26 protein-coding genes and 1 tRNA gene are annotated in these 23,013 nt (G+C 74.9%); 19 read left to right on the top strand and 8 right to left on the bottom strand.

Annotation, left to right across the window (positions count from 1 at the left end; translation table 11 throughout):
• Window positions 1-11: 11 nt before the first annotated feature.
• Complete coding sequence (locus EDD32_RS18530; RefSeq protein ID WP_425459504.1) at window positions 12-1,313, top strand: glutamate-5-semialdehyde dehydrogenase; 1,302 nt, start codon at window positions 12-14, stop codon at window positions 1,311-1,313.
• A 194-nt stretch (window positions 1,314-1,507) separates the two neighbouring features.
• On the opposite strand, the gene EDD32_RS18525 is transcribed toward EDD32_RS18530, so the two are convergent.
• On the bottom strand, window positions 1,508-2,227 hold the full coding sequence (locus EDD32_RS18525; protein WP_123919928.1) for a DsbA family oxidoreductase: 720 nt from the start codon (window positions 2,225-2,227) through the stop codon (window positions 1,508-1,510).
• 173 nt (window positions 2,228-2,400) lie between these two features.
• On the opposite strand from EDD32_RS18525, the gene EDD32_RS18520 reads away from it, so the two are divergent.
• The 3 genes from EDD32_RS18520 (at window position 2,401) to EDD32_RS18510 (ending at window position 3,507) form a co-directional block, all read left to right on the top strand.
• On the top strand, window positions 2,401-2,697 hold the full coding sequence (locus tag EDD32_RS18520; RefSeq protein WP_123919926.1) for a UBP-type zinc finger domain-containing protein: 297 nt from the start codon (window positions 2,401-2,403) through the stop codon (window positions 2,695-2,697).
• 146 nt (window positions 2,698-2,843) lie between these two features.
• Window positions 2,844-3,161: a DUF3140 domain-containing protein gene (locus EDD32_RS18515; RefSeq protein ID WP_123919924.1), complete on the top strand. Its 318-nt coding sequence runs from the start codon at window positions 2,844-2,846 to the stop codon at window positions 3,159-3,161.
• A gap of 112 nt (window positions 3,162-3,273) precedes the next feature.
• Window positions 3,274-3,507, top strand: coding sequence for a hypothetical protein (locus tag EDD32_RS18510; RefSeq protein WP_123919922.1), 234 nt, complete (start codon window positions 3,274-3,276; stop codon window positions 3,505-3,507).
• 67 nt (window positions 3,508-3,574) lie between these two features.
• On the opposite strand, the gene EDD32_RS18505 is transcribed toward EDD32_RS18510, so the two are convergent.
• Entirely contained in the window at window positions 3,575-3,970 is a 396-nt protein-coding gene (locus EDD32_RS18505; RefSeq protein ID WP_123919920.1) for a VOC family protein, read from the bottom strand.
• Window positions 3,971-4,056: 86 nt separating this feature from the next.
• On the opposite strand from EDD32_RS18505, the gene EDD32_RS18500 reads away from it, so the two are divergent.
• The 12 genes from EDD32_RS18500 to EDD32_RS18450 all read left to right on the top strand — a co-directional run bounded on the left by EDD32_RS18500 (window position 4,057) and on the right by EDD32_RS18450 (window position 15,001).
• Window positions 4,057-5,358 (top strand): alpha-amylase family glycosyl hydrolase, encoded by a 1,302-nt coding sequence (locus tag EDD32_RS18500; protein WP_123919918.1) that lies wholly within the window; start codon window positions 4,057-4,059, stop codon window positions 5,356-5,358.
• Window positions 5,359-5,483: 125 nt separating this feature from the next.
• A complete protein-coding gene (locus EDD32_RS18495; protein WP_123919916.1) occupies window positions 5,484-6,668 on the top strand; it encodes a S8 family peptidase in 1,185 nt (394 codons plus the stop codon).
• 106 nt (window positions 6,669-6,774) lie between these two features.
• The gene (locus EDD32_RS18490) at window positions 6,775-7,959 is read left to right on the top strand and encodes an MFS transporter (RefSeq protein ID WP_123919914.1); all 1,185 of its coding nucleotides are present in this window, start codon (window positions 6,775-6,777) and stop codon (window positions 7,957-7,959) included.
• A gap of 142 nt (window positions 7,960-8,101) precedes the next feature.
• A complete protein-coding gene (locus tag EDD32_RS18995; protein ID WP_170175359.1) occupies window positions 8,102-8,263 on the top strand; it encodes a hypothetical protein in 162 nt (53 codons plus the stop codon).
• A 16-nt stretch (window positions 8,264-8,279) separates the two neighbouring features.
• A complete protein-coding gene (nadD, locus tag EDD32_RS18485) occupies window positions 8,280-8,963 on the top strand; it encodes a nicotinate-nucleotide adenylyltransferase (protein WP_123919912.1) in 684 nt (227 codons plus the stop codon).
• Window positions 8,960-10,360 (top strand): hypothetical protein, encoded by a 1,401-nt coding sequence (locus EDD32_RS18480; RefSeq protein WP_123919910.1) that lies wholly within the window; start codon window positions 8,960-8,962, stop codon window positions 10,358-10,360. Before nadD ends, EDD32_RS18480 begins: the two co-directional genes overlap by 4 nt.
• A 38-nt stretch (window positions 10,361-10,398) precedes the next feature.
• Complete coding sequence (rsfS, locus tag EDD32_RS18475; protein WP_123919908.1) at window positions 10,399-10,794, top strand: ribosome silencing factor; 396 nt, start codon at window positions 10,399-10,401, stop codon at window positions 10,792-10,794.
• On the top strand, window positions 10,791-11,408 hold the full coding sequence (locus EDD32_RS18470) for a histidine phosphatase family protein (protein ID WP_123919906.1): 618 nt from the start codon (window positions 10,791-10,793) through the stop codon (window positions 11,406-11,408). Before rsfS ends, EDD32_RS18470 begins: the two co-directional genes overlap by 4 nt.
• Window positions 11,409-11,651: 243 nt before the next feature.
• Window positions 11,652-11,724, top strand: a tRNA-Ala gene (locus EDD32_RS18465).
• A 195-nt stretch (window positions 11,725-11,919) separates the two neighbouring features.
• Window positions 11,920-12,837, top strand: a complete 918-nt coding sequence (locus EDD32_RS18460; protein WP_123919904.1) for an ABC transporter ATP-binding protein — start codon at window positions 11,920-11,922, stop codon at window positions 12,835-12,837.
• Window positions 12,837-14,543, top strand: a complete 1,707-nt coding sequence (locus tag EDD32_RS18455; RefSeq protein WP_123919902.1) for an ABC transporter permease — start codon at window positions 12,837-12,839, stop codon at window positions 14,541-14,543. Before EDD32_RS18460 ends, EDD32_RS18455 begins: the two co-directional genes overlap by 1 nt.
• A 29-nt stretch (window positions 14,544-14,572) precedes the next feature.
• Entirely contained in the window at window positions 14,573-15,001 is a 429-nt protein-coding gene (locus EDD32_RS18450; RefSeq protein ID WP_123919900.1) for a nitroreductase family deazaflavin-dependent oxidoreductase, read from the top strand.
• Between the two features lies 1 nt (window position 15,002).
• On the opposite strand, the gene EDD32_RS18445 is transcribed toward EDD32_RS18450, so the two are convergent.
• A complete protein-coding gene (locus tag EDD32_RS18445) occupies window positions 15,003-15,383 on the bottom strand; it encodes a MerR family transcriptional regulator (protein ID WP_123919898.1) in 381 nt (126 codons plus the stop codon).
• Window positions 15,384-15,506: 123 nt separating this feature from the next.
• On the opposite strand from EDD32_RS18445, the gene EDD32_RS18440 reads away from it, so the two are divergent.
• Window positions 15,507-16,277: a J domain-containing protein gene (locus EDD32_RS18440; protein ID WP_123919896.1), complete on the top strand. Its 771-nt coding sequence runs from the start codon at window positions 15,507-15,509 to the stop codon at window positions 16,275-16,277.
• 47 nt (window positions 16,278-16,324) lie between these two features.
• Here EDD32_RS18440 and EDD32_RS18435 read toward each other — a convergent pair whose 3' ends face one another.
• Entirely contained in the window at window positions 16,325-16,687 is a 363-nt protein-coding gene (locus EDD32_RS18435) for a nucleotide pyrophosphohydrolase (RefSeq protein ID WP_123919894.1), read from the bottom strand.
• A gap of 95 nt (window positions 16,688-16,782) precedes the next feature.
• Between EDD32_RS18435 and EDD32_RS18430 the strand changes: the two genes are divergently transcribed.
• Both EDD32_RS18430 and EDD32_RS18425 read left to right on the top strand, forming a co-directional pair.
• Window positions 16,783-17,931, top strand: coding sequence for an alpha/beta hydrolase (locus tag EDD32_RS18430; RefSeq protein ID WP_123919892.1), 1,149 nt, complete (start codon window positions 16,783-16,785; stop codon window positions 17,929-17,931).
• A 101-nt stretch (window positions 17,932-18,032) separates the two neighbouring features.
• Window positions 18,033-18,932 carry a pentapeptide repeat-containing protein gene (locus EDD32_RS18425; RefSeq protein WP_246006220.1) on the top strand — a complete coding sequence of 300 codons (900 nt, stop codon included), beginning with the start codon at window positions 18,033-18,035 and terminating at the stop codon, window positions 18,930-18,932.
• Between the two features lie 112 nt (window positions 18,933-19,044).
• Here the strand turns inward: EDD32_RS18425 and EDD32_RS18420 are convergent, their stop codons facing one another.
• From EDD32_RS18420 to EDD32_RS18405, 4 genes are all read right to left on the bottom strand, one after another.
• Complete coding sequence (locus EDD32_RS18420) at window positions 19,045-20,184, bottom strand: ABC transporter permease (RefSeq protein WP_170175358.1); 1,140 nt, start codon at window positions 20,182-20,184, stop codon at window positions 19,045-19,047.
• A complete protein-coding gene (locus tag EDD32_RS18415; RefSeq protein WP_123919888.1) occupies window positions 20,181-21,254 on the bottom strand; it encodes an ABC transporter permease in 1,074 nt (357 codons plus the stop codon). The genes EDD32_RS18420 and EDD32_RS18415 overlap by 4 nt, the downstream gene beginning before the upstream one ends.
• Window positions 21,251-22,120 carry an ABC transporter ATP-binding protein gene (locus EDD32_RS18410; RefSeq protein ID WP_123919886.1) on the bottom strand — a complete coding sequence of 290 codons (870 nt, stop codon included), beginning with the start codon at window positions 22,118-22,120 and terminating at the stop codon, window positions 21,251-21,253. The genes EDD32_RS18415 and EDD32_RS18410 overlap by 4 nt, the downstream gene beginning before the upstream one ends.
• Before the next feature lie 98 nt (window positions 22,121-22,218).
• Window positions 22,219-22,827, bottom strand: coding sequence for a GNAT family N-acetyltransferase (locus EDD32_RS18405; RefSeq protein WP_123919884.1), 609 nt, complete (start codon window positions 22,825-22,827; stop codon window positions 22,219-22,221).
• Window positions 22,828-23,013 lie beyond the last annotated feature (186 nt).

Raw genomic sequence — 23,013 nt, 5'->3', positions numbered from 1 at the left:
TGAGCGAGACGATGACGACCGCACCGGCCGGCGCGACCGGTCCGGGCCCCGACGCCCACGCCGCCGTCACGGCGATCGCGCGCGAGGCGAAGAAGGCCTCCCGCGTCCTGGCCACCGCCACCCGCGCGACGAAGGACGCGGCGCTCCACGCGATGGCGGAGGCGCTCGTCGACGCCTCGGACCGCATCGTCGCGGGCAACGCCGAGGACCTCGAGCGGGGCCGGCGGGGCGGGATGAAGGAGTCCCTCCTCGACCGCCTGGCGCTCGACCCGCTCCGGGTCGCCGCGATCGCCGACGCCCTGCGCGAGCTGGCCGCCCTGCCCGACCCGGTCGGGGAGGTCGTGCGTGGATCCACCCTGCCCAACGGCCTGCGGCTGCGGCAGGTCCGTGTGCCGATGGGCGTGGTCGGCATGATCTACGAGGCGCGGCCCAACGTCACGGTGGACGCCGCCGGGCTGGCCCTGAAGTCGGGCAACGCCGTCATCCTGCGCGGCGGGTCGGCGGCCGCGAGCTCGAACGAGGTCATCGTCGAGGTCCTCGGCGACGCGCTGGCCGCTCAGGGGCTGCCCCGCACGCTCGTGCAGTCCATCGACGCGTTCGGCCGGGCGGGCGCCGTCGAGCTCATGCGCGCCCGCGGACTGGTGGACGTCCTCGTGCCCCGGGGCGGTGCCGACCTCATCCAGACCGTGGTGCGTGAGTCCGTCGTGCCCGTCATCGAGACCGGCGTGGGGAACTGCCACGTCTTCGTCGACGCCACGGCCGACGTCGCCAAGGCCGTGCCGATCGTGCTCAACTCCAAGACCCAGCGCACCGGGGTGTGCAACGCCGCGGAGACCCTCCTCGTCCACCGCGACGTCGCGGCGACCTTCCTGCCGGCCGTGCTGGCCGCGCTCGGCGAGAAGGACGTGACCATCCACGGGGACGAGGCCACCGCCGCGGCCCTGCCGGCCGGGCTGCGCTTCGAGCCCGCCACCGAGCGCGACTGGGAGACCGAGTACCTCTCGCTCGACCTCGCCGTGAAGGTGGTCGACTCCCTCGACGAGGCGCTGGAGCACATCTCCCGCTACTCCTCGGGCCACACCGAGGTGATCTGCACGCAGGACGTCACCTCGGTGCGCCGGTTCACCACGGAGCTCGACTCCGCGGCGCTCATCGTCAACGCGTCGTCGCGTTTCACCGACGGCGGCCAGTTCGGTCTCGGCGCCGAGATCGGGATCTCCACGCAGAAGCTTCACGCCCGGGGGCCGATGGGGTTGGCCGAGCTGACGACGACGACGTGGATCGTCGAGGGCGACGGCCAGATCCGTCAGTAGGGGCTAGCGGTCGCTCGGACCGGCCGCTGGGAGGCAGACGCCGTCGGTGCACCAGCCTGCGTCCGGGTCGGGCGCCAGGAGCTCCAGGCCCCCGGGCTCCAGGTTCCCGAGCCCCAGGCTTACCGGCGCCACGGCCGCCGGCGGCAGGGAGCGGACGCCCGGGTGGCCCGACCGGTCGGCCGCGCCCACGGCGCTCATCGCACCGCCCCGGCGGGTGCCGCGTCCTGGGTGCCGACGTCGCCGGAGGGTCCGTCGCCGACATGTGCAGCGGTGCGTCGCTCATCGGCGACCTTGCGCAGCACGGACAGGAAGGTCTCGGGGGACTGGGCGCCCGAGACGCCGTAGCGCCCGTCCACGACGTAGAACGGGACGCCGGTGATGCCCAGCCGTCGCGCCTGGTCGATGTCCTCCGCGACCCGGTCGGCGTAGGTGCCGGCGGTCAGGGCCGCGCGGACGTCCTCGGCGTCCAGGCCGACCTCGGTGGCGAGCTCGACGAGGTCGTCGAGGTGGCCGACGTGCCGGCCCTGCTCGAAGTAGGCGGAGAAGAGCGCCTCGACCATCGGCAGCTGCTTCCCGCGCTCCAGCGCGAGGTGCATGAGCTCGTGCGCCTTGAGGGTCTTGGTGTGCCGCACGGCGGCGTAGTCGTAGCGCAGCCCCTCGGCGGCGGCGAGGGCGGTGACCTGGGCGAGCATCTGCTCCACCTGCTCGGCGGGGAGGCCCTTGTGGCCGGCGAGGAAGTCCGCCGCGCTGCCCGTGAAGTCGACCGGGGTGTCGGGGGAGAGCTCGAAGGAGTGGTACTGCACGGCGACCTCCCCGTCGTAGCCGGCGACGGCCCGCTCGAAGCGGCGCTTGCCGATGAAGCACCACGGGCAGGCGACGTCGGACCAGACGTGGACGGAGATCGGTTCGCTCATGACCGGGACAACACCCTCCGAACGGCGGTTGTTCCGTTCCCGTCCGATTTCCCGGCCCGGCCCGGCTGCGGCACGGCCACCGCCCGGTGGCCCGGGTGACGGGACGGCTCCCGACGGATATTGGTCCGGCCAAACCCTGGCGGAGCGCTGGCCGTGTGCGCTCTCATTGTCCGATGACCTTCTGCAGCCACCTCGACACCATCGACCACGACGTCGTTCCGGACGCCGCCCCGGGGTGCGAGGACTGCCTGCCGATGGGCGCGACGTGGGTGCACCTCAGGGCCTGTCAGGCGTGCGGGCACATCGCGTGCTGCGACTCCTCGCCGAACCGGCACGCGACGGCCCACCACCGCATGACCGCCCACCCGATCGTCCGGTCCTACGAGCCGGGCGAGGAGTGGTTCCACTGCTACCCCGACCAGCTCACCTTCGAGCTGCACAACGCCCCCACCGCCCCCTCGCACGCCTGACGGGCCGGGCGCCGCACGCCGACGTCGCGGCCGACCGCCCCGTGGCGCCGCCGCCGCGGGGCGTCCCGCCGCCCCGCCGCCCCCGCCGTGCGCGTCGCCCCGCCGGACCGTACGGTCGTCGCACCGGACACCAGCGAGGGGGAACCATGGCTGAGACCGCCGTCGACGACGCCCTGTGGGACGACTTCCACGGGCTCGTCACCATGACCGCACCGGAGCTGCGCGAGTGGCTCACCACGACAGCCGGCGGGCAGGACGTCGAGGCGCTGCCCGACCACGCCGGCCCCGAGCGCTCCCGGGCCCTCCTGGAGGTGCTCGACCGGCCGCGGGAAGAGCTGAGCGACGACGACGTCGTCGTCATGCGCTCGGTCGTGGAGGAGATCCGCAGCCTGCTGGAGGGGGGCGCGGCGGACCCGGACCGGGAGGCCACGCTGCGCTCCCTCGGGCACGACCCGTCACGCTGACCTGCGGCTTCTCTCGCAGCGGGCCGGCGCGACCGGACCGACAGATCCGGGCGTGCCACCTGTGAGACATCCCCTGTTCACACGAGGGGCCATGGTGAGGGACGATGGAGGCATGGCCTCACATGCACCGACCGGTCGGAACTACCTCCCCAACAGCCCGTTCAACGCCGGGCGCGCGGCCGAGGTGCGCCCCGGTGACCCCATCCCGGTGGGCGAGCGCGTGTGCCACGAACGGCACGGCGTCGGCCGGGTCGTCACCCTCGAGGCGGACACCGTCGTCATCGACTTCGGCGGCGGTCACCTGCGTCGCGTGGCCCTCAACAGCCCCCGGCTCGAGCGCCTCTGACGTTCCTCGCCCCTCGGCGAGCTCGAGCGCCTCTGTCACACCTCGGTGAGCTCGAGTGACGCTCACCTCACCCCAGCTCGGTGAAGAGCGTGAGGTGCAGCCCCGCGGGGACGTCGAGCCGGGCATTGAGGGAGTCCCACGGCGTGCGCACCGGCGGGGCGACCAGCTCCGCGCCCGCCGCCACCGCCCGCTCGGTGGTCCCCGCCGAGTCGTCCACCTCCAGCGCGAGCCGGATGTGCGGGGCCACCTGGCGCCCGACCTCGACGTCGTCGATCATCCGCTTCTGGGCCGGGTTGGCGATCTCGAGGGTCGCGCGGCCGGCGTCGAGGATGACCACCGACGCCCCTCCCTCGCCGGCGTAGGCCTCCTGCTCCGGCATGCCGAGGACGTCGCGGAAGAACGCGACCGCCTCGTCGTAGTCCTCGGCCTCGACGACGACACGGAGCTGGCGTACCTGGCCCATGCCGGTAGCCAACTCCTCCACGTGTGTCGGGGCAAGAGCGGTGACGGGAGTGCGGAGCCGCGCCGCCCGGGGGAGGATGTCGTCCCGTGACGACCTGGCACGAGCACGCGATCTTCTGGCACGTCTACCCCCTCGGGGCCCTCGACGCCGAGCCCGTCCTCGAGGAGGGCGCACCGGTCACCCACCGGCTGCCGCGCCTGGTGGAGTGGCTCGACTACGCCGTGGAGCTGGGGGTCTCGGGGCTGCTCCTGGGGCCGGTCTTCACCTCCCGCAGCCACGGGTACGACACGATCGACCACTTCGAGGTCGACCCACGCCTGGGTGACCGCGCCGACCTCGACGCGCTCCTCGCAGCCGCCCACGACCGAGGGCTCAAGGTCGTCCTCGACGGGGTCTTCAACCACGTGGGCTCGCGTCACCCGCTCTTCCTGCGGGCCCTGGAGGGCGGCCCGACGGCGCCCGACGCCGCGCTCTTCCGCCTCACCTGGCCCGAGGGGGGCGGCGAGCCGGCGCACGAGAGCTTCGAGGGCCACGAGGCCCTCGTCGCGCTCGACCACGACGACGACGGCGTCGCGGAGCTGGTGACCGAGGTGATGGAGCACTGGCTGCGCGCCGGGTTCGACGGCTGGCGGCTCGACGCCGCCTACGCCGTCCCGGTCCCCTTCTGGCAGCGGGTGCTGCCCGCCGTGCGGGCCGCGCACCCGGAGGCCTACCTCCTCGGCGAGGTCATCCACGGCGACTACGCCGGATTCGTCGCGGGGTCCGGGGTCGACTCGGTCACCCAGTACGAGCTGTGGAAGGCGATCTGGAGCGCCCTCAACGACGCCAACCTCTACGAGCTCGACCACGCGCTCACCCGCCACGGGGAGATGCTCGAGACCTTCGCCCCGCAGACCTTCGTCGGCAACCACGACGTCACCCGCATCGCCACCCGACTGACCGACCGCCGTCACCTCGCCCACGCGCTGGTCGTCCTCCTCACCGTCGGCGGGACGCCGTCGGTCTACTACGGCGACGAGCAGGCGTTCGAGGGGGTCAAGGAGGAGCGCCTCGGCGGCGACGACGCCATCCGGCCCGCCCTCCCGGAGCGGCCGGCCGACCTCGCGCCGTACGGCTGGGACACCTACCACCTCCACCAGGAGCTCATCGCGCTGCGGCGCCGGCACCCGTGGCTGCACCGGGCGCGCACCGCCGGCGTCACCCTGTCCAACGAGGTCCTCGCGTACGAGGCACGTGACGGCGAGAACCGCCTCGTCGTCGCGCTCAACATCTCCGACGAGCCCGCGGAGGTGCCCGTCGTCGGCACCGTGGTCGCGGGCCAGGCGGAGGTGGCGGGCGGGGCGGGCACGCGCGTGCCCGCGCACGGCTGGGCGGTGCTCGAGCCCTGAGCGGCCCTCGGGTCCGCAGCCGTCGGGTCCGCTGCCGTCGGGTCCGCCGCCGTCGGGACGACCCCTGTTCAGGGGGAGCCGGGCGGCCGTACGGTGAGCCCACCCGGCGAGCGTGAGGAGCGGTCATGAGCCACTACACTGTCCTGCGGGACATGAGCCTGGCCCGTCCGGCCGACCCCTGGCGCGGTGCGGCGGCCGAGCGCGGCCCGTCCGGCCCGGCGGTGCCGTCGGTGGAGACGGCGGAGCTGGACCGGTCCGACCTGCGTGAGCTCACCCGGGACCCCGAGGTCCGCGCGGTCGCCCCGGTCATCCCCACCTCGCTCATCTTCCCGGTCCCCACCGCCGGACCCGCCGCCACCGCCGTCCCCGGACCCACCTGGGGGGTGACCGCGGTGGGTGCGGACGTCTCCGCGCGCACCGGCGCGGGCGTCACGGTGGCGGTGCTGGACACCGGGATCGACGCCGCCCACCCCGCCTTCGCCGGGGTCGAGGTCGTCGAGGAGGACTTCTCCGGCTCGGGCAACGGCGACCGCCAGGGGCACGGCACGCACTGCGCCGGGACGGTCCTCGGCCGGGACGTCGGCGGCACGAGGATCGGTGTGGCGCCGGGGGTGAGCCGCGCGCTCATCGGCAAGGTCCTCGGCGACGACGGCGGCGGCACCTCCGAGATGATCTTCCGGGGCATCCAGTGGGCGCTGGAGCAGGGCGCCCGGGTGACCTCGATGTCGCTCGGGTTCGACTTCCCCGGGCTGGTCCAGCGCCTCGTCGACGACGGCTGGCCCGCCGACCTCGCCACCTCCGCCGCCCTGGAGGGCTACCGCGCCAACCTGCGCATGTTCGACGCGCTCATGGGCCTCGTGCGCTCGCAGGCCGCGTTCGGTCCCGGCATGATCCTCGTCGCCGCTGCCGGCAACGAGTCGCGGCGCACGGTCGACCCCGACTACGAGATCGGCGTCTCCCTGCCGGCCGCCGCCGACGGCGTCGTCTCCGCCGGGGCGCTGGCGCAGGGCGCCCAGGGGCTGGAGATCGCCCCCTTCTCCAACACCTTCCCCGGCATCGCCGGCCCGGGTGTGGACGTGCTGTCCGCCGAGGCGGGCACCGGCGGGCTCGTCTCCCTCAGCGGGACGTCGATGGCCACCCCACACGTCGCGGGCGTCGCCGCTCTGTGGTGGGAGGAGGTCGGTACCTCCGCGCTGCCCTACCGGGCGGACACGGTCGCGGCGCGGATGCTCGCCCGCGCCGACGTCACGGCGCTGGCCCCGGGGGTCGACGTCGCCGACCGTGGGGTGGGGCTGGTCCGCGCGCCCTGAGCCGCGCGGCGGTGACCAGCGGCACAGGCCGGCAGGGGCCCGGGCCGGGGGAGCGGACCACGGCGGCGGATATCCTCGTCATCGCCCGCCGAGCGAGAGGTCGTCCATGCCCACCAGCCCTCCGGCGGAGGCGCGCGGCCTGCGCCCGGCCCTGCCGGGCCTGCTCGCGCTCGCGCTGGCGGTGTTCGTCGCCATCACCACCGAGATGCTGCCCGTGGGGCTCCTGCCCCAGATCGGCCGCGACCTCGGTGTGGGGGAGGGCCGCGCGGGCCTGCTGGTGACCGTCTACGCCGTCATGGTCGCCGTTCTGGCGGTGCCGATGACCATGGTGACGGCGCGGCTCCCGCGCAAGCCCGTGCTCCTGGCGACCCTCGTCGGGTACACGCTGAGCAACGTCCTCGTCGCGCTCGCCCCCGGCTTCGCCACCCTCGCCCTCGGGCGGGCGCTGGGCGGGGTCTCCCACGCCCTGTTCTTCTCGGTCGCCATCGGGTACGGCCCGCGCCTGGTGCCGCCGCTCCTCGTCGGCCGCGCCATCACGATCGTCCTTTCGGGCGCGTCCCTGGGAAACATCCTCGGCGTGCCGCTGGCCACCTCCATCGGAACGGCGATCGGCTGGCGGCCCGCGTTCGTCACGGTGGCCGCGATGGCCGCCGCGCTGACCGTCGTCGTCGCCCTCCTGCTGCCCGCGGCCGAGGGCGTGCCACGGCGCACCGGGCCGCGCCCGACCCGGTCGTGGTGGCGCCCGACCATCACGGCCGTCGGCGGGGCAAACGCCCTCGTCTTCCTCGGCCACTTCGCCGCCTGGACCTACATCGCCCCGCTGCTCCTCGCCGCCGGCGCACGGGAGAACCAGGTCGGTCCGGTCCTCCTCCTGCTCGGCGGCGTCGGCATCGTCGGGGTCTGGGGGGCGGCGCTCTTCGTCGACCGTCGGCCCCGGGCGGGGCTCGTCACCACGCTCACGGCGATGGTCCTCGCGCTCGTCGCCCTGTGGCTCGGGCAGGACTCGCTGGGCTGGGTGGTCGCGGCGGCGGTGCTGTGGTCCGCGGCGATGGGCTCGGTGCCGACCCTGACCCAGGCGGCCGCCCTGCGCACCGGGGACGTCGGCCCGGACATCGCCGGCGCCCTGGTCAACGGCACGTCGAACCTGGGCATCGCCGTCGGCGCCGCCCTGGGTGGGTTCGTCGTGGGCTCGGCCGGCGTCGGGCCGGTCCCGCTCGTCGCTGCGGGCGTGCTCCTCGCGTGCCTCGTGGTGATCTTGCTCGCACGGCGCGGGTTCCCCACGCGGCCCTGACGCGCCACCTGCGACGTCGTCCGGCCGAGAGCTCTCGGCGGGGCCGCGACACCGTCGCCCGGTACGCGTTCGGCCTCCACGACCGGGCGCCGACCGTGCAAGACTGGCCCCCTCTCAGGACCGTGGTTCGGAAGGATCTTCGATGAAGAGCTCGCTCATGACGTTCGCCGCCCAGGAGGCCGAGCAGGCCGCCGAGGCGGCCGAGGTCAGCCCGTACCTGCTCGGCGGGATCACGCTGGTGGCCTTCCTCGTGCTGCTGCTCTTCGTCTACGGGTTCCGGAACATCCGTACCCGCCACCGCTGAGCCCGTGCCGGACGCGATGAAGGACCGCGCGAAGCGCCGGGTCGGTGTCATGGGTGGCACCTTCGACCCGGTGCACCACGGGCACCTCGTCGCGGCCAGCGAGGTCTCGAACACCTTTGGGCTGGACGAGGTCATCTTCGTGCCCACGGGCATCCAGCCCTTCAAGGTCGACCGCGAGGTCACCGAGGCCGAGCACCGCTACCTCATGACCGTGGTGGCGACGGCGTCGAACCCGCGGTTCACCGTCTCGCGGGCGGAGATCGACCGGCCCGGCACCACCTACACGATCGACACGCTGCGCCGGCTGCACGCCGAGCTGCCCGACGACGAGCTCTACTTCATCACCGGCGCCGACGTCCTGCCGGAGATCCTCACGTGGAAGGACGCGGACGAGCTGTGGTCGCTCGCCCACTTCGTGGGGGTGACGCGGCCCGGTCACGAGCTCGACCTCGGTGCGCTGCCCTCGTCGGGCGTCTCGCTCATGGAGGTCCCCGCGATGGCGATCTCCTCCACCGACTGCCGCGCGCGGGTCGCGGCCGGCCAGCCTGTCTGGTACCTCGTGCCCGATGGTGTGGTGCAGTACATCAACAAGTACGGCCTGTACCGCGACGGGGCGGCGCCCCACGGGCGGACGGGCAGCAGGAACGAGGGCACGACGGCGGGGCTCCCGCCTCGGCGTGCCGTGGGGGCCGAGCAGTGAGCGAGCAGCAGGAGAGCCGCGGGGAGCGCCGCCGCCGGCGGCAGGTGCAGGAGGAGGCGCGGCGCGCGGCCGAGGCCGCCGGCGAGGTGCGCATCACGCGCAAGGAGATGCGTCGGCGTGCCCTCGAGGAGCAGGCACGCCTGGAGGCGATCGCCACCGGTGAGCTGCCGCTCGTCGGCGAGGACGGCCGCCAGCTCGCGCCCGAGGAGGCGCTCCGGCTGGCCGGCGCCGCTGCGCGCGACGCCCGCCCCGCTCAGCCCGACCAGCCCGCGCAGCCCGACCAGCCCGACCAGGGTGACCATCCCGCTCAGGTCGACCAGGCCGACCAGCCCGAGCAGGGCAACCAGCCCAACCCGGTGGACCGGACCGGACAGCCGGGTTCCGCCGACCGGCGGCCCGCCCAGCGCGCCGTCGTCCGCCGGCCGGTCGTGCGGACGCCCCCGATGGCGAAGGGCGTGCGGACGCTCGACTCCACCGGGACGATCACCGACGTCCAGCCCGTCACGCCAGCCGGGCCCGAGCCGGCCCCCGCCGCCGCGCGCACCGGCGACGTGCCGCGCCCTGAGTCCGTACCCGAGCCCGTGGCCGAGGTCAGCGCTGACCCGGTGTCCTGGGAGTCCGCCGTCTCCCTACCCGTGGTGCCCGACGACGAGCACACGATCCGCGTGGAGGACCACCTCGCGGAGCACACGTCCGAGCCCGAGGCGGCGCGCACCACCGAGCCTGAGGGCGCGCACCTGCCCGAGAAGGCCGACCGGGCGGCGGACGGGACGCGATCAGCGGGCAGCGAGCCCCGCACGGCGACCGGGGGCTTCGCGTCGCCACGCTGGTCGGCGGTGTCCGCGTCGTCGCCGGACGCCGTCTCCGAGGTCGACCGCACCGTCGCGATGCCGCCGGTCTCGCCGCGCTCGGCGGGCTCGGCCCGCTCGGCGGCGAGCAGGCCCGAGGCCTACGCCGCTGCCGCCCTCGCGGCGGAGGACGACGACGACGCGCCGCTGCGCCCGAACTGGTCACCGGTCAGCGGCTTCACGGCCGCCTCGGGCTCCTCGCCCGACGAGGCCGAGGCCACCACCAGCCGCCGGGACCGGCGAGAGCCGGCGCCCCGGCGCTCGATGCGTGAGCGGGTGGCCGCGGTCGCCGACCAGGTCTCGGCGGCCAGCGCCGCGGAGGCCGAGGACGACGCCGCCTACGTCGAGGAGATGCGTCCGCGCAACCCTGCCGCGTCGGTGGTGCGCATCGTCGCGCTCGTCCTCGCCGCCGTCATCATCGGCCTCCTCATCGGCCTGCTCGCCTTCCGGGACCCGGCCGGGGCCGCTGAGGCCGACCACGCCGCGGCGGCGGTGATGCGCGACACAGCGGGCGGGACCGGCGGCGTGGGTGTGGTGACGGTCCCGTAGGATCGCTCTTCAGCCCCCGTTCCGTCCTGAGGAGTCCCGTGTCCGCTGACGACAAGTCGCGCCACCTCGCCGTCGTGGCCGCGCGCGCCGCGGCCGACAAGAAGGCCAAGGAGATCATCGCGCTCGACGTGAGCGAGCGGCTCGTGCTCACCGACGTCTTCCTCGTGGTGTCCGGCAGCAACGAGCGCCAGGTCAAGTCCATCGTCGAGGCCATCGACGAGGCGCTCCACAAGGAGGGTGCGCGGACCGTCCGCAAGGAGGGTGTCACCGAGGCCCGCTGGGTGCTCATGGACTACGCCGACATCGTCGTGCACGTCCAGCACGAGGAGGACCGCGAGTACTACGCGCTCGAGCGCCTGTGGAAGGACTGCCCGGTCGTCGAGCTCCCCGCCGACCTCTACGCCGCGGCGGAGGACGAGGCCGGCGACTCATGACCGCCGGCACGGTCGTCCTGTGGCGCCACGGCCAGACCGACTTCAACAAGGAGCAGCGACTGCAGGGGCAGGTGGACATCGCCCTCAACGACGACGGACGTCGGCAGGCGACCCTGGCGGCGACCGCGCTGACCGGGCTCGAGCCCACCCGCATCATCACCTCCGACCTCGTGCGCGCGACCGAGACGGCCAAGGCCCTCGCCGACCTCACGGGCATCGTCCCGGTCCCGGACCCCCGGCTGCGCGAGCGCAGCTTCGGCGCGTGGGAGGGCCTGACCCAGGGCGAGATCAAGCAGGGCTGGCCCGACGCCTTCCAGGCGTGGCGCCGCGGCCGTGAGCCCGAGGGCGTCGGCGCGGAGACCCGCGGCGACTGCGGCGCGCGCGTCGCGCAGGCCGTCGTCGAGGCCGCTGCCGATCTCGGCGAGCACGACACCCTCGTCGTCGTCGCGCACGGCGCCGCGATCACGCTGGGGCAGACGGTGCTCATGGGCCTGGACCCGATGGAGTGGTTCGGGCTGACCGGCCTCGAGAACTGCGCCTGGACCCTCATGCACCCCAACCCCGGCCGGGAGCCCGTCTGGCGCCTGAGCGCCTACAACCTCGGCCTGGACTGAGAGCTCGTCCGCGGCTCGCCCTCAGGGGGCGGACGAGCGCGTTCTGGGCGCGGTCGAACAGGTGCTGCGCGTAGGCGATCGCGCGTTCCTCCGCGGCGCTGTTGCTCTCGCTCATGCCCGACACGGTAGACCGCCGACACGCCGGTCGGTCTCCCGTGGTGAGGGTCACGTCGGAGCGGGGCGGACCGATTTGGTGTTGGCCCCCACCGATGGCCTAAAGTAGTCCACGCCCCACGGGGCAGCGGGGCTATGGCGCAGTTGGTAGCGCGCTTCCATGGCATGGAAGAGGTCGAGGGTTCGAATCCCTCTAGCTCCACAGATCTGCGTGTCGACGAGCCCGGATCCTCTGCCCGAGGAGCCGGGCTTCGTGCTTCTCGGCCGCTCCCATGAGCCGTGCCCTGGGACCTCGGTGCCTGGCCGCCCGGCGGGCGGCGGGCGGAGGCTGGTGGTGGGCGGACGTCCGCGCGTCACCCTGCGTGCGCGTCGCGCCCCTGCGCGGACAGGAGGACCGATGGCGGCCGTGGAGGTCGAGGGACTGCGCAAGGTCTACGGCGACGTCACCGCCGTCGACGGGCTCGACCTCACCATCGACGACGGCGAGGTGGTGGCGCTGCTCGGTCCCAACGGCGCGGGCAAGACCACCGTGGTGGAGATCCTCGAGGGGTACCGCCGCCGTGACGCCGGCACGGTGCGGGTGCTAGGCACGGACCCGGAGACCGGCGGTCGCGAGTTCCGCGAGCGGATCGGCGTCGTGCTGCAGGAGGCGGGCTTCGAGGAGCTGTTCACCCCCCGCGAGCTCGTCCGGCTCCACGCCGGGTACTACCCCCGCCCGCGCGCCGTCGACGAGGTCCTCGTCCTGACCGGCCTGGAGGAGAAGGCCGACGCCCGGGTGCGGACCCTCTCGGGCGGGCAGCGGCGCCGGCTCGACCTGGCACTGGGGATCGTCGGCCGGCCCGAGATGCTCTTCCTCGACGAGCCCACCACCGGGTTCGACCCCTCGGCGCGGCGCCGCGCCTGGGAGCTCGTGGACCGCCTGCGCGACCTGGGCGCCACGATCCTGCTCACGACCCACTACCTCGACGAGGCCGAGCACCTGGCCGACCGTGTCGTCGTCGTCGACCACGGGCGGGTCGTCGCCGCGGGGACGCCCGCCGAGCTCGCCACGGCGGCGGGCCTCGCCCCGGTCATCTCCTTCCGGCTCCCGCCCGGGACGGGCCTGGGAGAGCTGCCGTCCCTCGGGGTCGACCGGCGGCAGGTGGGTGACCTCGTCGAGGTGCGCACCCGCTCCGCGACGGCGGACGTCGCGGCCCTCGCCTCCTGGGCGCTGGGGCGCGGCGTCGAGCTGGCCGACCTCGCGCTGGTCCGCCCGAGCCTCGAGGACGTCTACCTCGACCTCGTGGGTGAGCGGGCCGGGGGACCGGTGACCTGATGGGCCGCGACGCCGGGATCCTCGCGCGCCAGGTCCGGCACGAGCTGGCCACCCTGCTGCGCACGCCGATCACCCTCATCCTCTCCGTGGCCTTCCCGCTGGCCTTCTTCGTCCTGCTCGCCGCTCTCCTCGGCAACGAGACCATCGACGTGCGCGGCGGGGTGCGCCTGGCGCAGTTCCTCGCCCCCGGCATGGCGTCGTTCGGGGTGGTCATGGCCAGCTTCTCCTTCCTCGCCGTGGGCCTCGCCGAGGCACGGGCCACCGGGGTCCTCAAGCGGCAGGGCGGGACGCCGCTGCCGCGCTGGGCGCTGCTCGGCGGCCGGGTCGGGGCCGCGGTCCTCCTCGGTCTCCTCGCCTGCGGGCTCGTCCTGGGTACCGGCGCGGCCTTCTACGGGGTCCAGATCCTCGGCCGGACCATGCTCGCCGTCGTCGTCACCCTCGCGGTGGCCTCGCTGACCTTCAGCATGCTCGGCCTGGCCCTCGCGCTGCTGCTGCCCACCCCGCAGGCGACCCTGGCGGTGACCAACGGGATCGTCATCCCGCTGGCGTTCGTCTCCGACATCTTCATGGTCGGTGGACAGATGCCCGCCTGGATGGAGTCGCTCGGGTGGGCCTTCCCGCTCAAGCACCTCGTCGCGCTCTTCGGTGACGCGCTCAACCCCTTCCTGGCGGGTTCGGGGTTCCAGCTCGACCACCTCGCCGTCCTGGCGGCGTGGGGAGTGGCCGGCGCCGCGCTGGCCGCGTGGGCGCTGCGGCCGGGCCGTCCCGAGGCGACGGCGAGGACGCGACGGGTCCGTGCGCGCCCCGGCGACGCCGTGCCCCGTCGCGCGGCTCGTCCGTCCGCGGCGGCCCTGGTCGGCGGTCAGGTCGCGCACACCCACGCGACGCTGTGGCGCGACGCCTCGGCGGTGTTCTTCGCGGTGGTCTTCCCGGTCGTCCTCGTCGCCGTCGTGCCGACGGTCAACGGCGGCGGCGACCTCGTCATGGACGACGGCCAGCAGCTGGGGGTCTTCTACGCCGCGACGATGGCCGTCTACGGCGCCGCGGTGACGGCATACGTCAACATGCCGTCCACCCTGGCCGAGGACCGCGAGCGCGGCGCCCTCAAGCGGGTGCGCGGCACCCCGCTGCCGACCTGGGCGATGCTCGCCGGGCGGGTGGTCGGCGCGCTCGTCGTCGCCCTCCTCACGCTCGTGCTCATCGCCGTCCTTGCCCGGGTCATGTTCGCGGCCCCCCTGCAGCCGGGCTGGGCGGTGGCGCTGGGGACGTTCGTGCTCGCGGCCGTCTGCTTCGCGGTGCTCGGCATCGCGGTCGCCTCGCTCGTGCGCTCGGCCCAGGGCGCCGTCGGCGTCGCGCTCGGCACCCTGCTGCCGCTGGCGTTCATCTCCGACATCTTCGTCGTCGGGGTGGCCTACCCGCCCGTGGTCGACGCCATCGGCTGGTTCTTCCCCCTCCGGCACGCCGCCCGGGCCATGACCGACGCCGTTGCACCCGGCGCCGCCGGCCCGGCGTGGGCGCACCTCGCGGTCCTGGCGGCGTGGACCGTCACCGGCGTCGTCGTCCTCGCGCTGCGGTTCCGGTGGGAGCCGCACGAGGCGGGGGCGCGACCGGGCCGACGCACGCGGGGCGAGCGGCGCAGGCGGGGCGAGCGGCGCTCGCGGCGTCCACGGGCGGTGGCGCCCGCGCGGGCGGACGCCCCGACGTGATGGACTGCTCCCCGACGAGGGGAGCACACATGGAGTACGGCCCCAGCCCTCAGCGGTGGGTGCGTGAGCAGGTCGAGGAGTACGAGGCCTCGGGCGGGACGCGCGGGACCACCCTGCGCGGGCACCTGCCGGTCGTCGTCATGACGATGCGGGGCGCGCGCAGCGGCAAGGTCCGCAAGGTCCCGGTCATGCGGGTCGAGCACGAGGGCGCCTACCTCGCCGTCGCCTCCCAGGGCGGCGCCCCGGCCCACCCGGCCTGGTACCACAACCTGCTCGCCGACCCCGCGGTGCGCCTGCAGGACGGCCCCGAGGTCGTCGACGTGCGGGCCCGGCTGCTCACCGGGGCCGAGCGCGCCGCGTGGTGGGAGCGTGCCGTGGCCGCCTTCCCGGACTACGCCGCGTACCAGGAGCGCACCGAGCGCGAGATCCCGCTGTTCGTCCTCGAGCCGCAGACCTGACTCAGCGCCCGGGCTGCCCGCTCTCCGGCGATCCCTCGGCAGCCTCGTGGGCGTCCAGCCGTGCCCTCAGCCGCGCGTTGTCGGCCTCGAGGTCCAGGACGGCGGAGACGCCGGCGAGGTTGAGACCGTCGTCGAGGAGGGCACCGATGCGGGCGAGCCGGGCGACGTCGTCCGCGCTGTAGCGACGGGTGCCGCCCGGGGTGCGGGCCGGCTCCAGGAGGCCCCGGCGCTCGTACAGGCGCAGGCTCTGGGGGTCCGCCCCGACGAGCTCGGCCGCCACCGAGATCCCGTACACGCCACGGGCGGGGTCGGCCGCGCGGTCGGCTACGGGCCCGGGACGTGTGGTGGTGTCCCCGGCCGTACGGGACCCTCTGCGCGGCATGCCTGCTCCCTCGTCGGCTCTTGAAAACACATCGTAGTGGTGCTATAAGAAATGTGTGGCGGTCACCACAGATCGGTGACCGGAGGTGGACAACCTCGGACGGACCCGGCAGGTGGATCGACGATGACCGTGCAGCGAGCGACGTCGCCCGTCGTGCCCGGCGGCGCGACCGTGCGGAACGAGGAGTTCCTCGAGCTGGTGATCGAGGACGAGCTCCTGCTGCGCGCCGAGTTCGACGAGATCGTCGCGGAGGCCTGGGACGGCCCTCACCCGCCCCGGGAGCGCCTCCCCGCCGGCCGCGGAGCCGCCGGGCAGCACGTGGCCGCCCGGCGATGGCGCGCCGCGGCGGTACCCGCCCTCTCCCTGCGCCCCCACGGACCCGGCACCGACGGCTGGGCGCACCAGCGGGCACCTCCGCGGCGCACGGACGGCCACGTCGCGCGGCACGGGGAACCGTGCCGCGCGACGCTTTCCGTACGCCCAGGAAGGCCACCAGTGAACCCGGACCCCGACGACACCGACCTCGGCAACCGCGACCCCGACGACCGCCACCCCGACGACACGGACCTCTACGGCGTGCTGGGGGTCGGCCCGGCCGCCGGCGCGGACGCGATCAGCCGTGCCTACCGCACGCTCGTGCGTGAGCACCACCCGGACAGCCGCGCGGCCGCCGGCCCGGCGGGCGACGCGGCGCACGACCGGGCGCTGGGGCGGGTCATGGCGGCCTACGAGGTCCTGCGCGACCCCGGGCGCCGCGCCCGGTACGACGGCCAGCAGGGCAGACCGCCGGCACCCACGCCCGGGCCTGCCCGGGTGCCCGTCCGGCGGACCGGGCGGGCCCGCGCCCCGCGTGGCGCGGACATCTGGGTCGGGCCCGAGGTGCGGGTCGGCTGAGCCGCTCAGCCGCCTCCGCCCGCCGCTCGGTCGCCTCCGCCCGCCGCTCAGCCGGCCCCGCCGAGCTCGGTGTACTTCGCGTTCGAACCGCGTGAGAGATCGGGCGGGTACTTCTGCGCGTTCTTCGAGATCTTGGCGTGGACGGCCTCGTCGAGGTCGATCCCCACGGCCTCGGCCACCCCGACGAGGTAGGAGAACACGTCGGCGAGCTCGTCGGCGAGGGCCACCTTCCCCTCGTCGGTCCGGGCGTACGCCAGCACCTCCTCGTCGGTGCGCCACTGCACGAGCTCCGCCAGCTCGCCGACCTCGCCGACGAGCGCGAGCACGAGGTTGCGCGGGGTGTGGAACTGCGCCCAGTCGCGTTCCGCGGCGAACTCGTCCAGCCGGCGGCGCACGTCGTCGATGTCCATGGGGCAGGTCTACCGCATGCCGTTCGTCCCTTGAGGGATCGGGCCGGTGCCCCCACGCTTGAGGGGTCCGGGAACCGGCCCACGAGGAGGCGGCGATGCCGATGACGGAGGGTGGGCGCGCGGCCGGCACGCTGGCGCCCGGGACGTCCGGGGCCCGGCAGCGCTGGCGTCGGCCGCGTTCGTGGCGGCGGCGGCGCTGGCAGGCCGCGCTCGGGGTGCTCGCCGTCGTCCTCGGGACGGTCCTCGCGGCCGTCGGCCTGGGGATCGGCCTGCCCCGCCTGGGGGTGGGGATCGTCGGTGCCGTCCTCGCGCTGTCGGTCGCCGTCGTAGGCGTCGTGCTGGTCGTCGCCGGCACCCTCGCGCTGGTGCGCGTGAGCCGGGGGTGGTGGCGGGTACCGGTGGCGCTCGTCGCCGCCGCCGCGTCCCTGCTCGGCGTCTACCTGCTTACGACCCCCGTCATCGCCTCCGTGCCGCCCCGCAGCGCCGCCGAGACCGCCGCGCCCCCGGCGGGTGCGGAGGAGGTCTTCTTCCGCACCGCCGACGGTGTCCGGCTCGCCGCGTGGTACGTCCCGTCGGGAACGGGGGCTGCCGTCGTGCTCATGCACGGGTCCGGCTCGTCCCGGGCGGCGGTCGTGGACCACGCCGAGGTGCTGGCGGGGGCGGGCTACGGCGTGCTCGCCGTCGACGCGCGCGGGCACGGTGAGAGCTCCGGCCGCGGGATGCGGTGGGGCTGGTTCGGGGACGCCGACGTCGGCGCCGCGGTGACCTACCTGACCGGGCGCGACGACGTCGACCCGGCGCGGATCGCCGCGGTGGGGCTGTCGATGGGCGGCGAGGAGGTCATCGGTGCGGCCGCCGGTGACGAGCGGATCCGTGCCGTCGTCGCCGAGGGAGTGACGGGGCGCTCGGCGGCCGACCTCGGCTGGCTCTCGGAGGGCTACGGGTGGCGGGGCTCGCTGCAGGAGGCGCTGGAGGTGGTGCGCACGGCGGCCGCCGACCTGCTCAGCCCGGCCGACCCGCCGCCCCCGCTGCGCGACGCCGTCGCCGAGACGGCCCCGCGGCCGGTGCTGCTCGTCGTCGCCGGCACGGTCGAGGAGGAGGCCCTGGCGGCTGCCGACCTGGCGGACCACGGGGTGGTCACGGTGTGGACGGTGGACGGCGCCGACCACATGGGCGGCCTGGGCGCCGACCCGGACGGCTGGACCACGACGGTCGTGGGGTTCCTCGACGCCAACACGCGGTGAGCCCCGCGGCGGCCGCGCGTGCGTGGGAGGTCACGCCCGCCCGGACGTCAGCCGGTGCCTACGATGGGCGCTCGCGGAGCCTGGCTGAGGAGGTGGCGACCGTGACCGGCACCCCGGGGGAGCTCGTGGCGGGGGGCGTCCCCACCGAGCTGACCGCGGACTGCTCGCGGTGCGTCGCGCTGTGCTGCGTGGCCCTGCCGCTGGTCGCCTCCGCGGACTTCGCGATCGACAAGGCGCCCGGCGTGCCCTGCCCGAACCTGCGCGCGGACCTCGGCTGCGGCATCCACGCCCGGCTGCGCGAGGAGGGCTTCCCCGGCTGCACCGTGTACGACTGCTTCGGCGCCGGGCAGAAGGTCGCCCGGCTGACCTACGGCGGGCGGGACTGGCGCGACCACCGCGGCGACGCCGAGGAGATGTTCGCCGTCTTCGCCGTGGTGCGCCAGCTCCACGAGATGCTGCGACACCTCGACGAGGCGCGACGGCTGGCCGTCCCGCCGGCCCTCGCCGACGAGGCCGACCGCGCGTTCGGCGCCGTCGACGCGCTCACCCGGGGTGCCCCGGGGACGATCCTCGCGCTCGACGTCGCCGCCCGCCGCGGCGCCGTCGGTGAGCTGCTGGAGCGGGTGAGCGCGCACGTGCGTCGGGCCTACCTGCGGGAGGCGCACATGGACGAGGGACGGGCACGTCGCGCACGGGACGTGCCGGCGGGGCGGGACCTCCGCCGGGCGGACCTCGTGGGCGCCCGGCTCGCCGGGACGGACCTGCGCGGTGCGGACCTGCGGGGCGCGCTGCTCGTGGCGGCGGACCTGCGCGGGGCGGACCTGCGGGCCGCGGACGTCCTCGGTGCGGACCTGCGCGGTGCCCGGCTCGCCGGGGCCGACCTGCGGGAGGCGCTGTTCCTCACCGGCCCGCAGCTCGCCGCCGCGCAGGGCGACGGGGCGACGAGGGTCGCGCCGCACCTGGGCCGCCCGGAGCACTGGGGCCGCGACGTCAAGACGTAGGACTCTCGGTCCGGCCACGGGACAGGAGGAGAGTTGACCCGAGGTGATGGGTCCAGATCGAGCTCGAGGACGTCAACAGAGCCGGCTGGTGGGCCCAGCACCTGAGCGCGCGTCACAGCGTGATGGCGGCGCGCCGCTCGGTCCGCCGGCCCATCGCGACGACGGCGGGCGCGAGGAGCACGCACACCGCCACGCCGATCGCGAGGTCGCCCAGGTGGTCGCCCAGGGTCGTCCCGGCGTTCGCCATCTCGTAGATCGGACCGAGGAAGTAGTACGTCGGCACGAGGCGAGCGACCCACTGCGGCAGGGCGGGGAAGAGGAAGAAGAACGCCGGCAGGGCGATGAGCAGCCCGCCGCCCTTGATGGCGCTGAAGAGGGTGTTGCTGTCGCGCGCCCAGCAGCCCAGGACGAGCCCGATCTCGGCGACCATGACGGCGCCGAGGAGGAGGAAGACCACGACCCCCGGCCCCCGTCCGGTGAGTGCGCCGTTGAGCCAGAGCGTGATCACCCCCATCGCCATCGCCAGCGAGCCCCCGAGGACCCCCTTGCCCAGCAGGACCTCCGACATCCGGGTGGGGGTGACGAGCACGGCGTCGAGCGTGCGCTTCTCCCGCTCGTCCACGAGCGAGGCCGCCGGCAGGAACATGCCGGCGATGACGACGGCGTAGAACACGATGAGCGGCAGCAGCCGGTCCTCGACCGGGACGACGTCCGCGTCGCCCACCTGGGTGACGACGACGTCGACCGGTGGGCTCTGCCCGCCCTGCTCGCGCAGCACCGACACGGTGGTCACCCCGAGGATCACCCGGTCCGACGTCAGGGACGAGCCGGAGACGAAGAACTCCAGCTCCGGCTGACCGCCGGCGGCGAGCGTCTCGTCGAACCCGGCGCCCAGCACCAGGCCGGCGTCGACGTCGTGCGCCTCGACGGCCGCACGCAGCTCGGTCTCGTCGTCGACCTCGACCACGACCAGGCCCTCGGCGTCGCGCAGGGCCGAGGTGACGGCCGAGCCGCCGGCGTCGACGATCCCCAGGCGCGGCGGTGCGGCGAAGAGGGTGCCGAAGACGGCGGTGAGCACGAACGTGAGCACGACCGGCAGGAGGATCGCCCACAGGAAGATCGGCGACCGCGGCCCCAGCCGGAGGTCCTTCTCCGTCACGCGCAGCGCACGGCCGAGGCTGAAGCCGGCACCCGTCCGCGCGGCGGTCGCGGCACCTGCCCGCTCGGTGCCGGCGGTGACCGAGGCGTTCACAGCCGCGCCACCTTCCGGCCCAGGACGAGCGCGCCGACGGCGAACGAGGCCACGCACCACCCCGCCAGCAGGAGCAGCGACCCGGCGACGTCGGACCACCCGGCGCCCTGGGTCGTGACGCGCACGATCGTGTCCACGAGGGGGAAGGACGGCAGCGCCTGCACCCAGCCCGACGCGCTGCCGGGGAAGAGGGCGGCGAAGCCGGGGATCATGAGCGGCACCATGAACATCACCGACAGGAAGAGCACGGTCATGAAGTCCCGGCCGTAGGCGCCGGCGATCATCCCGAACCCGGTGACGAGCATGGCGCCCAGGAGCAGGGCGAGGAGCAGGATGGGGGCGCCGGTGGCGAGGCCGCCGATGAGTGCGGTGATGAGGACCGCCTCGACGAAGGCCATGGCCGTGCCGAGGATCCCCTTGGCGGCGAGGAAGTCGGTGGTGGTCGCGGGCGTCACGAGCACCGCGGTGACGGTGCGCTGCTGCACCTCCGCGGCGACGAGCGCCGCGAGGGCAAGGGTCTCGGTGAGCAGCACGAGGAACGCCAGCAGCGGGCGCAGCTGCTCGCGCAGCGTCACCTGGTCCCCGGCCCGGTCCTCGCCGAGGACCACGATCTCCGTGCGGGGGTCGACCGGCGGGGCCTGCCCGGCGACGGCGTAGGCGATCTCCCCGACGAAGGCGCGCATCGTCCCGCTCAGCTCCGGCGGGGTCGCGGCGCCGAGGAGGAGGGTCACGGAGGTGCGCTCGCCGGCCGCGGTCGCCTCGACGAAGTCGGCGGGGAAAGCCAGGCCGGCCACGACGTCGCCCGCGTCGACCGCGCCCTCGAGGGTGGCGACGTCGTCGAACGCGACGACGTCGAGGCCGCCCTGCGCGGCCGCGTCCCCGCCGAGGAGGTCACGGACCTCACCCGGTGCGACGCCCAGCCTGATCGTCTCGTCCACCGTGGCCGGCAGCAGCCAGAACACCAGCGGGTAGAGCACCACCGAGGCGGCGGTGATGAGGACGTAGAACCGGTCCCGGCGGAAGGCGGCGAGGTCCTTGCGCAGGATGGCCGTGACGATGGCGGCGTTCACGACGCCAGCCCCCGGCCGGCGTAGAGGACGAAGATGTCCTCGAGCGTGGCCTCCTCGGTGTGGACGGTGAGCACCTCCCCGGCGCGCACGGCGGCGCCGATGCGCTCGGCGGTGTCCGCGGCGTCGAGGAGGACCAGGTGCTCGGCCACCGCGCCGTCGGAGCCGAGGCTGCGCACCCGGACCGAGCGCTCGCCGTGCGCGAGCTTGAGGCGCTCGGGGGTGTCCAGGACGAGGACACGCCCGGCGTTGATGAAGGCCACCCGGTCGGAGAGCTCGTCGGCCTCGACCATGTCGTGGGTGGTGAGCAGGACGGCGGCGCCGCGCCGTGTCTCCTCCACGACGAGGGCACGGATGGTCCGTGCCGAGACCGGGTCAAGTCCGTCGGTGGGCTCGTCGAGGAAGAGGACGTCCGGGGTGTTGACCAGGGCGCGGGCCATCATCAGGCGCTGGCGCATGCCCTTGGAGAAGTCGGACACCCGGTCCTTCGCGCGCTCGGCGAGCCCGACCCGCTCCAGCAGCGGGGCCGGGTCGAAGCCGCGGATGCCGAAGAGCCGCGCGAAGAAGCGCAGGTTCTCCGCCGCGCTCATGGCCGGGTAGAGGTTCTTCTCCTCGAAGCAGACCCCGATGCGCGACTGGATCTCGGTGCGGCGCGCCGGCATCGGCAGACCGAGGACCTCGACCGTGCCACCGCCCGGCGCGAGCTGCCCGGTGAGCATCTTGATCGTGGTGGACTTGCCCGCGCCGTTGGGGCCGAGGAAGCCGAGGATCTCGCCCGGTGCGACCGCGAAGGTCACCCCGTCCACCGCGCGGTGGTCGCCGTAGGAGAAGGACAGGTCCGTCGCGACGATGGCCGGCTGGCCGCTCATGGGCATCTCCTCCGAGGACCATCGTTCCCCTCCGCGGGCGTGCGCGGAAGGTCTTGCCCGGCGAGGCCCGACGACGAACGGCGAGGCGGGGGAGCCGGTCAGTCGTGCGGCGAGCTCCCGGCCGAGCCGCCGCCGAGGCTGAGCCGCGTGAGCACACGGGGGAAGCCGCCGGAGACGGCGCCGGTGTCGGCGGCCTTGACGAAGCCCGCCTTCTCGAAGAGGCTCCTCGTGCCGACGTACGCCATGGTCAGGTCGACCCTGCGGCCCCCGTTGTCCACCGGGTAGCCCTCGATCGCGGGGGCGCCCTCGGCCCGTGCGTACGCCACCGCGCCGTCGACCAGCGCGTGCGCGATCCCTCGGCCCCGCTGGCCGGGCTGGACCCGGATGCACCACAGGGACCACACGGGAAGGTCGTCGACGTGCGGGATCTTCCGGGAGCGGGCGAACGGCAGCTCCGCCCGCGGCGCCACGGCCGCCCAGCCGACGACCTCGCCGGCGTCGTAGGCCAGGACCCCGGGTGCGACCGCGCGACCGCAGAGCTCGCGCACGTACGCTCCACGGGCGCGGCCGACCAGCTCGCGGTTGGTCCTGGAGTCGACCCGGTGGCTCAGGCACCAGCACACGGTGGACGTGGGGTTCCTCGGCCCGAGCATGGTCGCCACGTCCCCGAACCGTTCGAGCGTGGCCGGCCGCACCTCGATGCTCACGCAGCCACGGTAGCCCGCCGGCGCCACGCGGCCGGGTACCCGGCCCCGGGCCTGCCGCCGGCCCCGGCCTGGGCCCCCGGCCGCCCGGCCCCGGCCTGGGCCCCGGCCCCGCCCCGCCCCGCCCGGCCCGGACGTCCCCGCTCCGGTTGCCGTCCGTCGCGAGGGCGGCAGGATGAGGCTCCCCAC

The sequence above is a fragment of the Georgenia muralis genome (assembly GCF_003814705.1).
Classification (GTDB): Bacteria; Actinomycetota; Actinomycetes; order Actinomycetales; family Actinomycetaceae; genus Georgenia; species Georgenia muralis.
This window is presented reverse-complemented; position numbering and strand designations above follow the sequence as displayed.

Coding starts and splice junctions, on each gene's coding strand:
- EDD32_RS18530 (WP_425459504.1), top strand. CDS start 12: ATGACGACCGCACCGGCCGGCGCGACCGGTCCGGGCCCCGACGCCCAC.
- EDD32_RS18525 (WP_123919928.1), bottom strand. CDS start 2,227: ATGAGCGAACCGATCTCCGTCCACGTCTGGTCCGACGTCGCCTGCCCG.
- EDD32_RS18520 (WP_123919926.1), top strand. CDS start 2,401: ATGACCTTCTGCAGCCACCTCGACACCATCGACCACGACGTCGTTCCG.
- EDD32_RS18515 (WP_123919924.1), top strand. CDS start 2,844: ATGGCTGAGACCGCCGTCGACGACGCCCTGTGGGACGACTTCCACGGG.
- EDD32_RS18510 (WP_123919922.1), top strand. CDS start 3,274: ATGGCCTCACATGCACCGACCGGTCGGAACTACCTCCCCAACAGCCCG.
- EDD32_RS18505 (WP_123919920.1), bottom strand. CDS start 3,970: ATGGGCCAGGTACGCCAGCTCCGTGTCGTCGTCGAGGCCGAGGACTAC.
- EDD32_RS18495 (WP_123919916.1), top strand. CDS start 5,484: ATGAGCCACTACACTGTCCTGCGGGACATGAGCCTGGCCCGTCCGGCC.
- EDD32_RS18490 (WP_123919914.1), top strand. CDS start 6,775: ATGCCCACCAGCCCTCCGGCGGAGGCGCGCGGCCTGCGCCCGGCCCTG.
- EDD32_RS18995 (WP_170175359.1), top strand. CDS start 8,102: ATGAAGAGCTCGCTCATGACGTTCGCCGCCCAGGAGGCCGAGCAGGCC.
- nadD (WP_123919912.1), top strand. CDS start 8,280: ATGAAGGACCGCGCGAAGCGCCGGGTCGGTGTCATGGGTGGCACCTTC.
- EDD32_RS18470 (WP_123919906.1), top strand. CDS start 10,791: ATGACCGCCGGCACGGTCGTCCTGTGGCGCCACGGCCAGACCGACTTC.
- EDD32_RS18460 (WP_123919904.1), top strand. CDS start 11,920: ATGGCGGCCGTGGAGGTCGAGGGACTGCGCAAGGTCTACGGCGACGTC.
- EDD32_RS18455 (WP_123919902.1), top strand. CDS start 12,837: ATGGGCCGCGACGCCGGGATCCTCGCGCGCCAGGTCCGGCACGAGCTG.
- EDD32_RS18450 (WP_123919900.1), top strand. CDS start 14,573: ATGGAGTACGGCCCCAGCCCTCAGCGGTGGGTGCGTGAGCAGGTCGAG.
- EDD32_RS18445 (WP_123919898.1), bottom strand. CDS start 15,383: ATGCCGCGCAGAGGGTCCCGTACGGCCGGGGACACCACCACACGTCCC.
- EDD32_RS18440 (WP_123919896.1), top strand. CDS start 15,507: ATGACCGTGCAGCGAGCGACGTCGCCCGTCGTGCCCGGCGGCGCGACC.
- EDD32_RS18435 (WP_123919894.1), bottom strand. CDS start 16,687: ATGGACATCGACGACGTGCGCCGCCGGCTGGACGAGTTCGCCGCGGAA.
- EDD32_RS18430 (WP_123919892.1), top strand. CDS start 16,783: ATGCCGATGACGGAGGGTGGGCGCGCGGCCGGCACGCTGGCGCCCGGG.
- EDD32_RS18410 (WP_123919886.1), bottom strand. CDS start 22,120: ATGAGCGGCCAGCCGGCCATCGTCGCGACGGACCTGTCCTTCTCCTAC.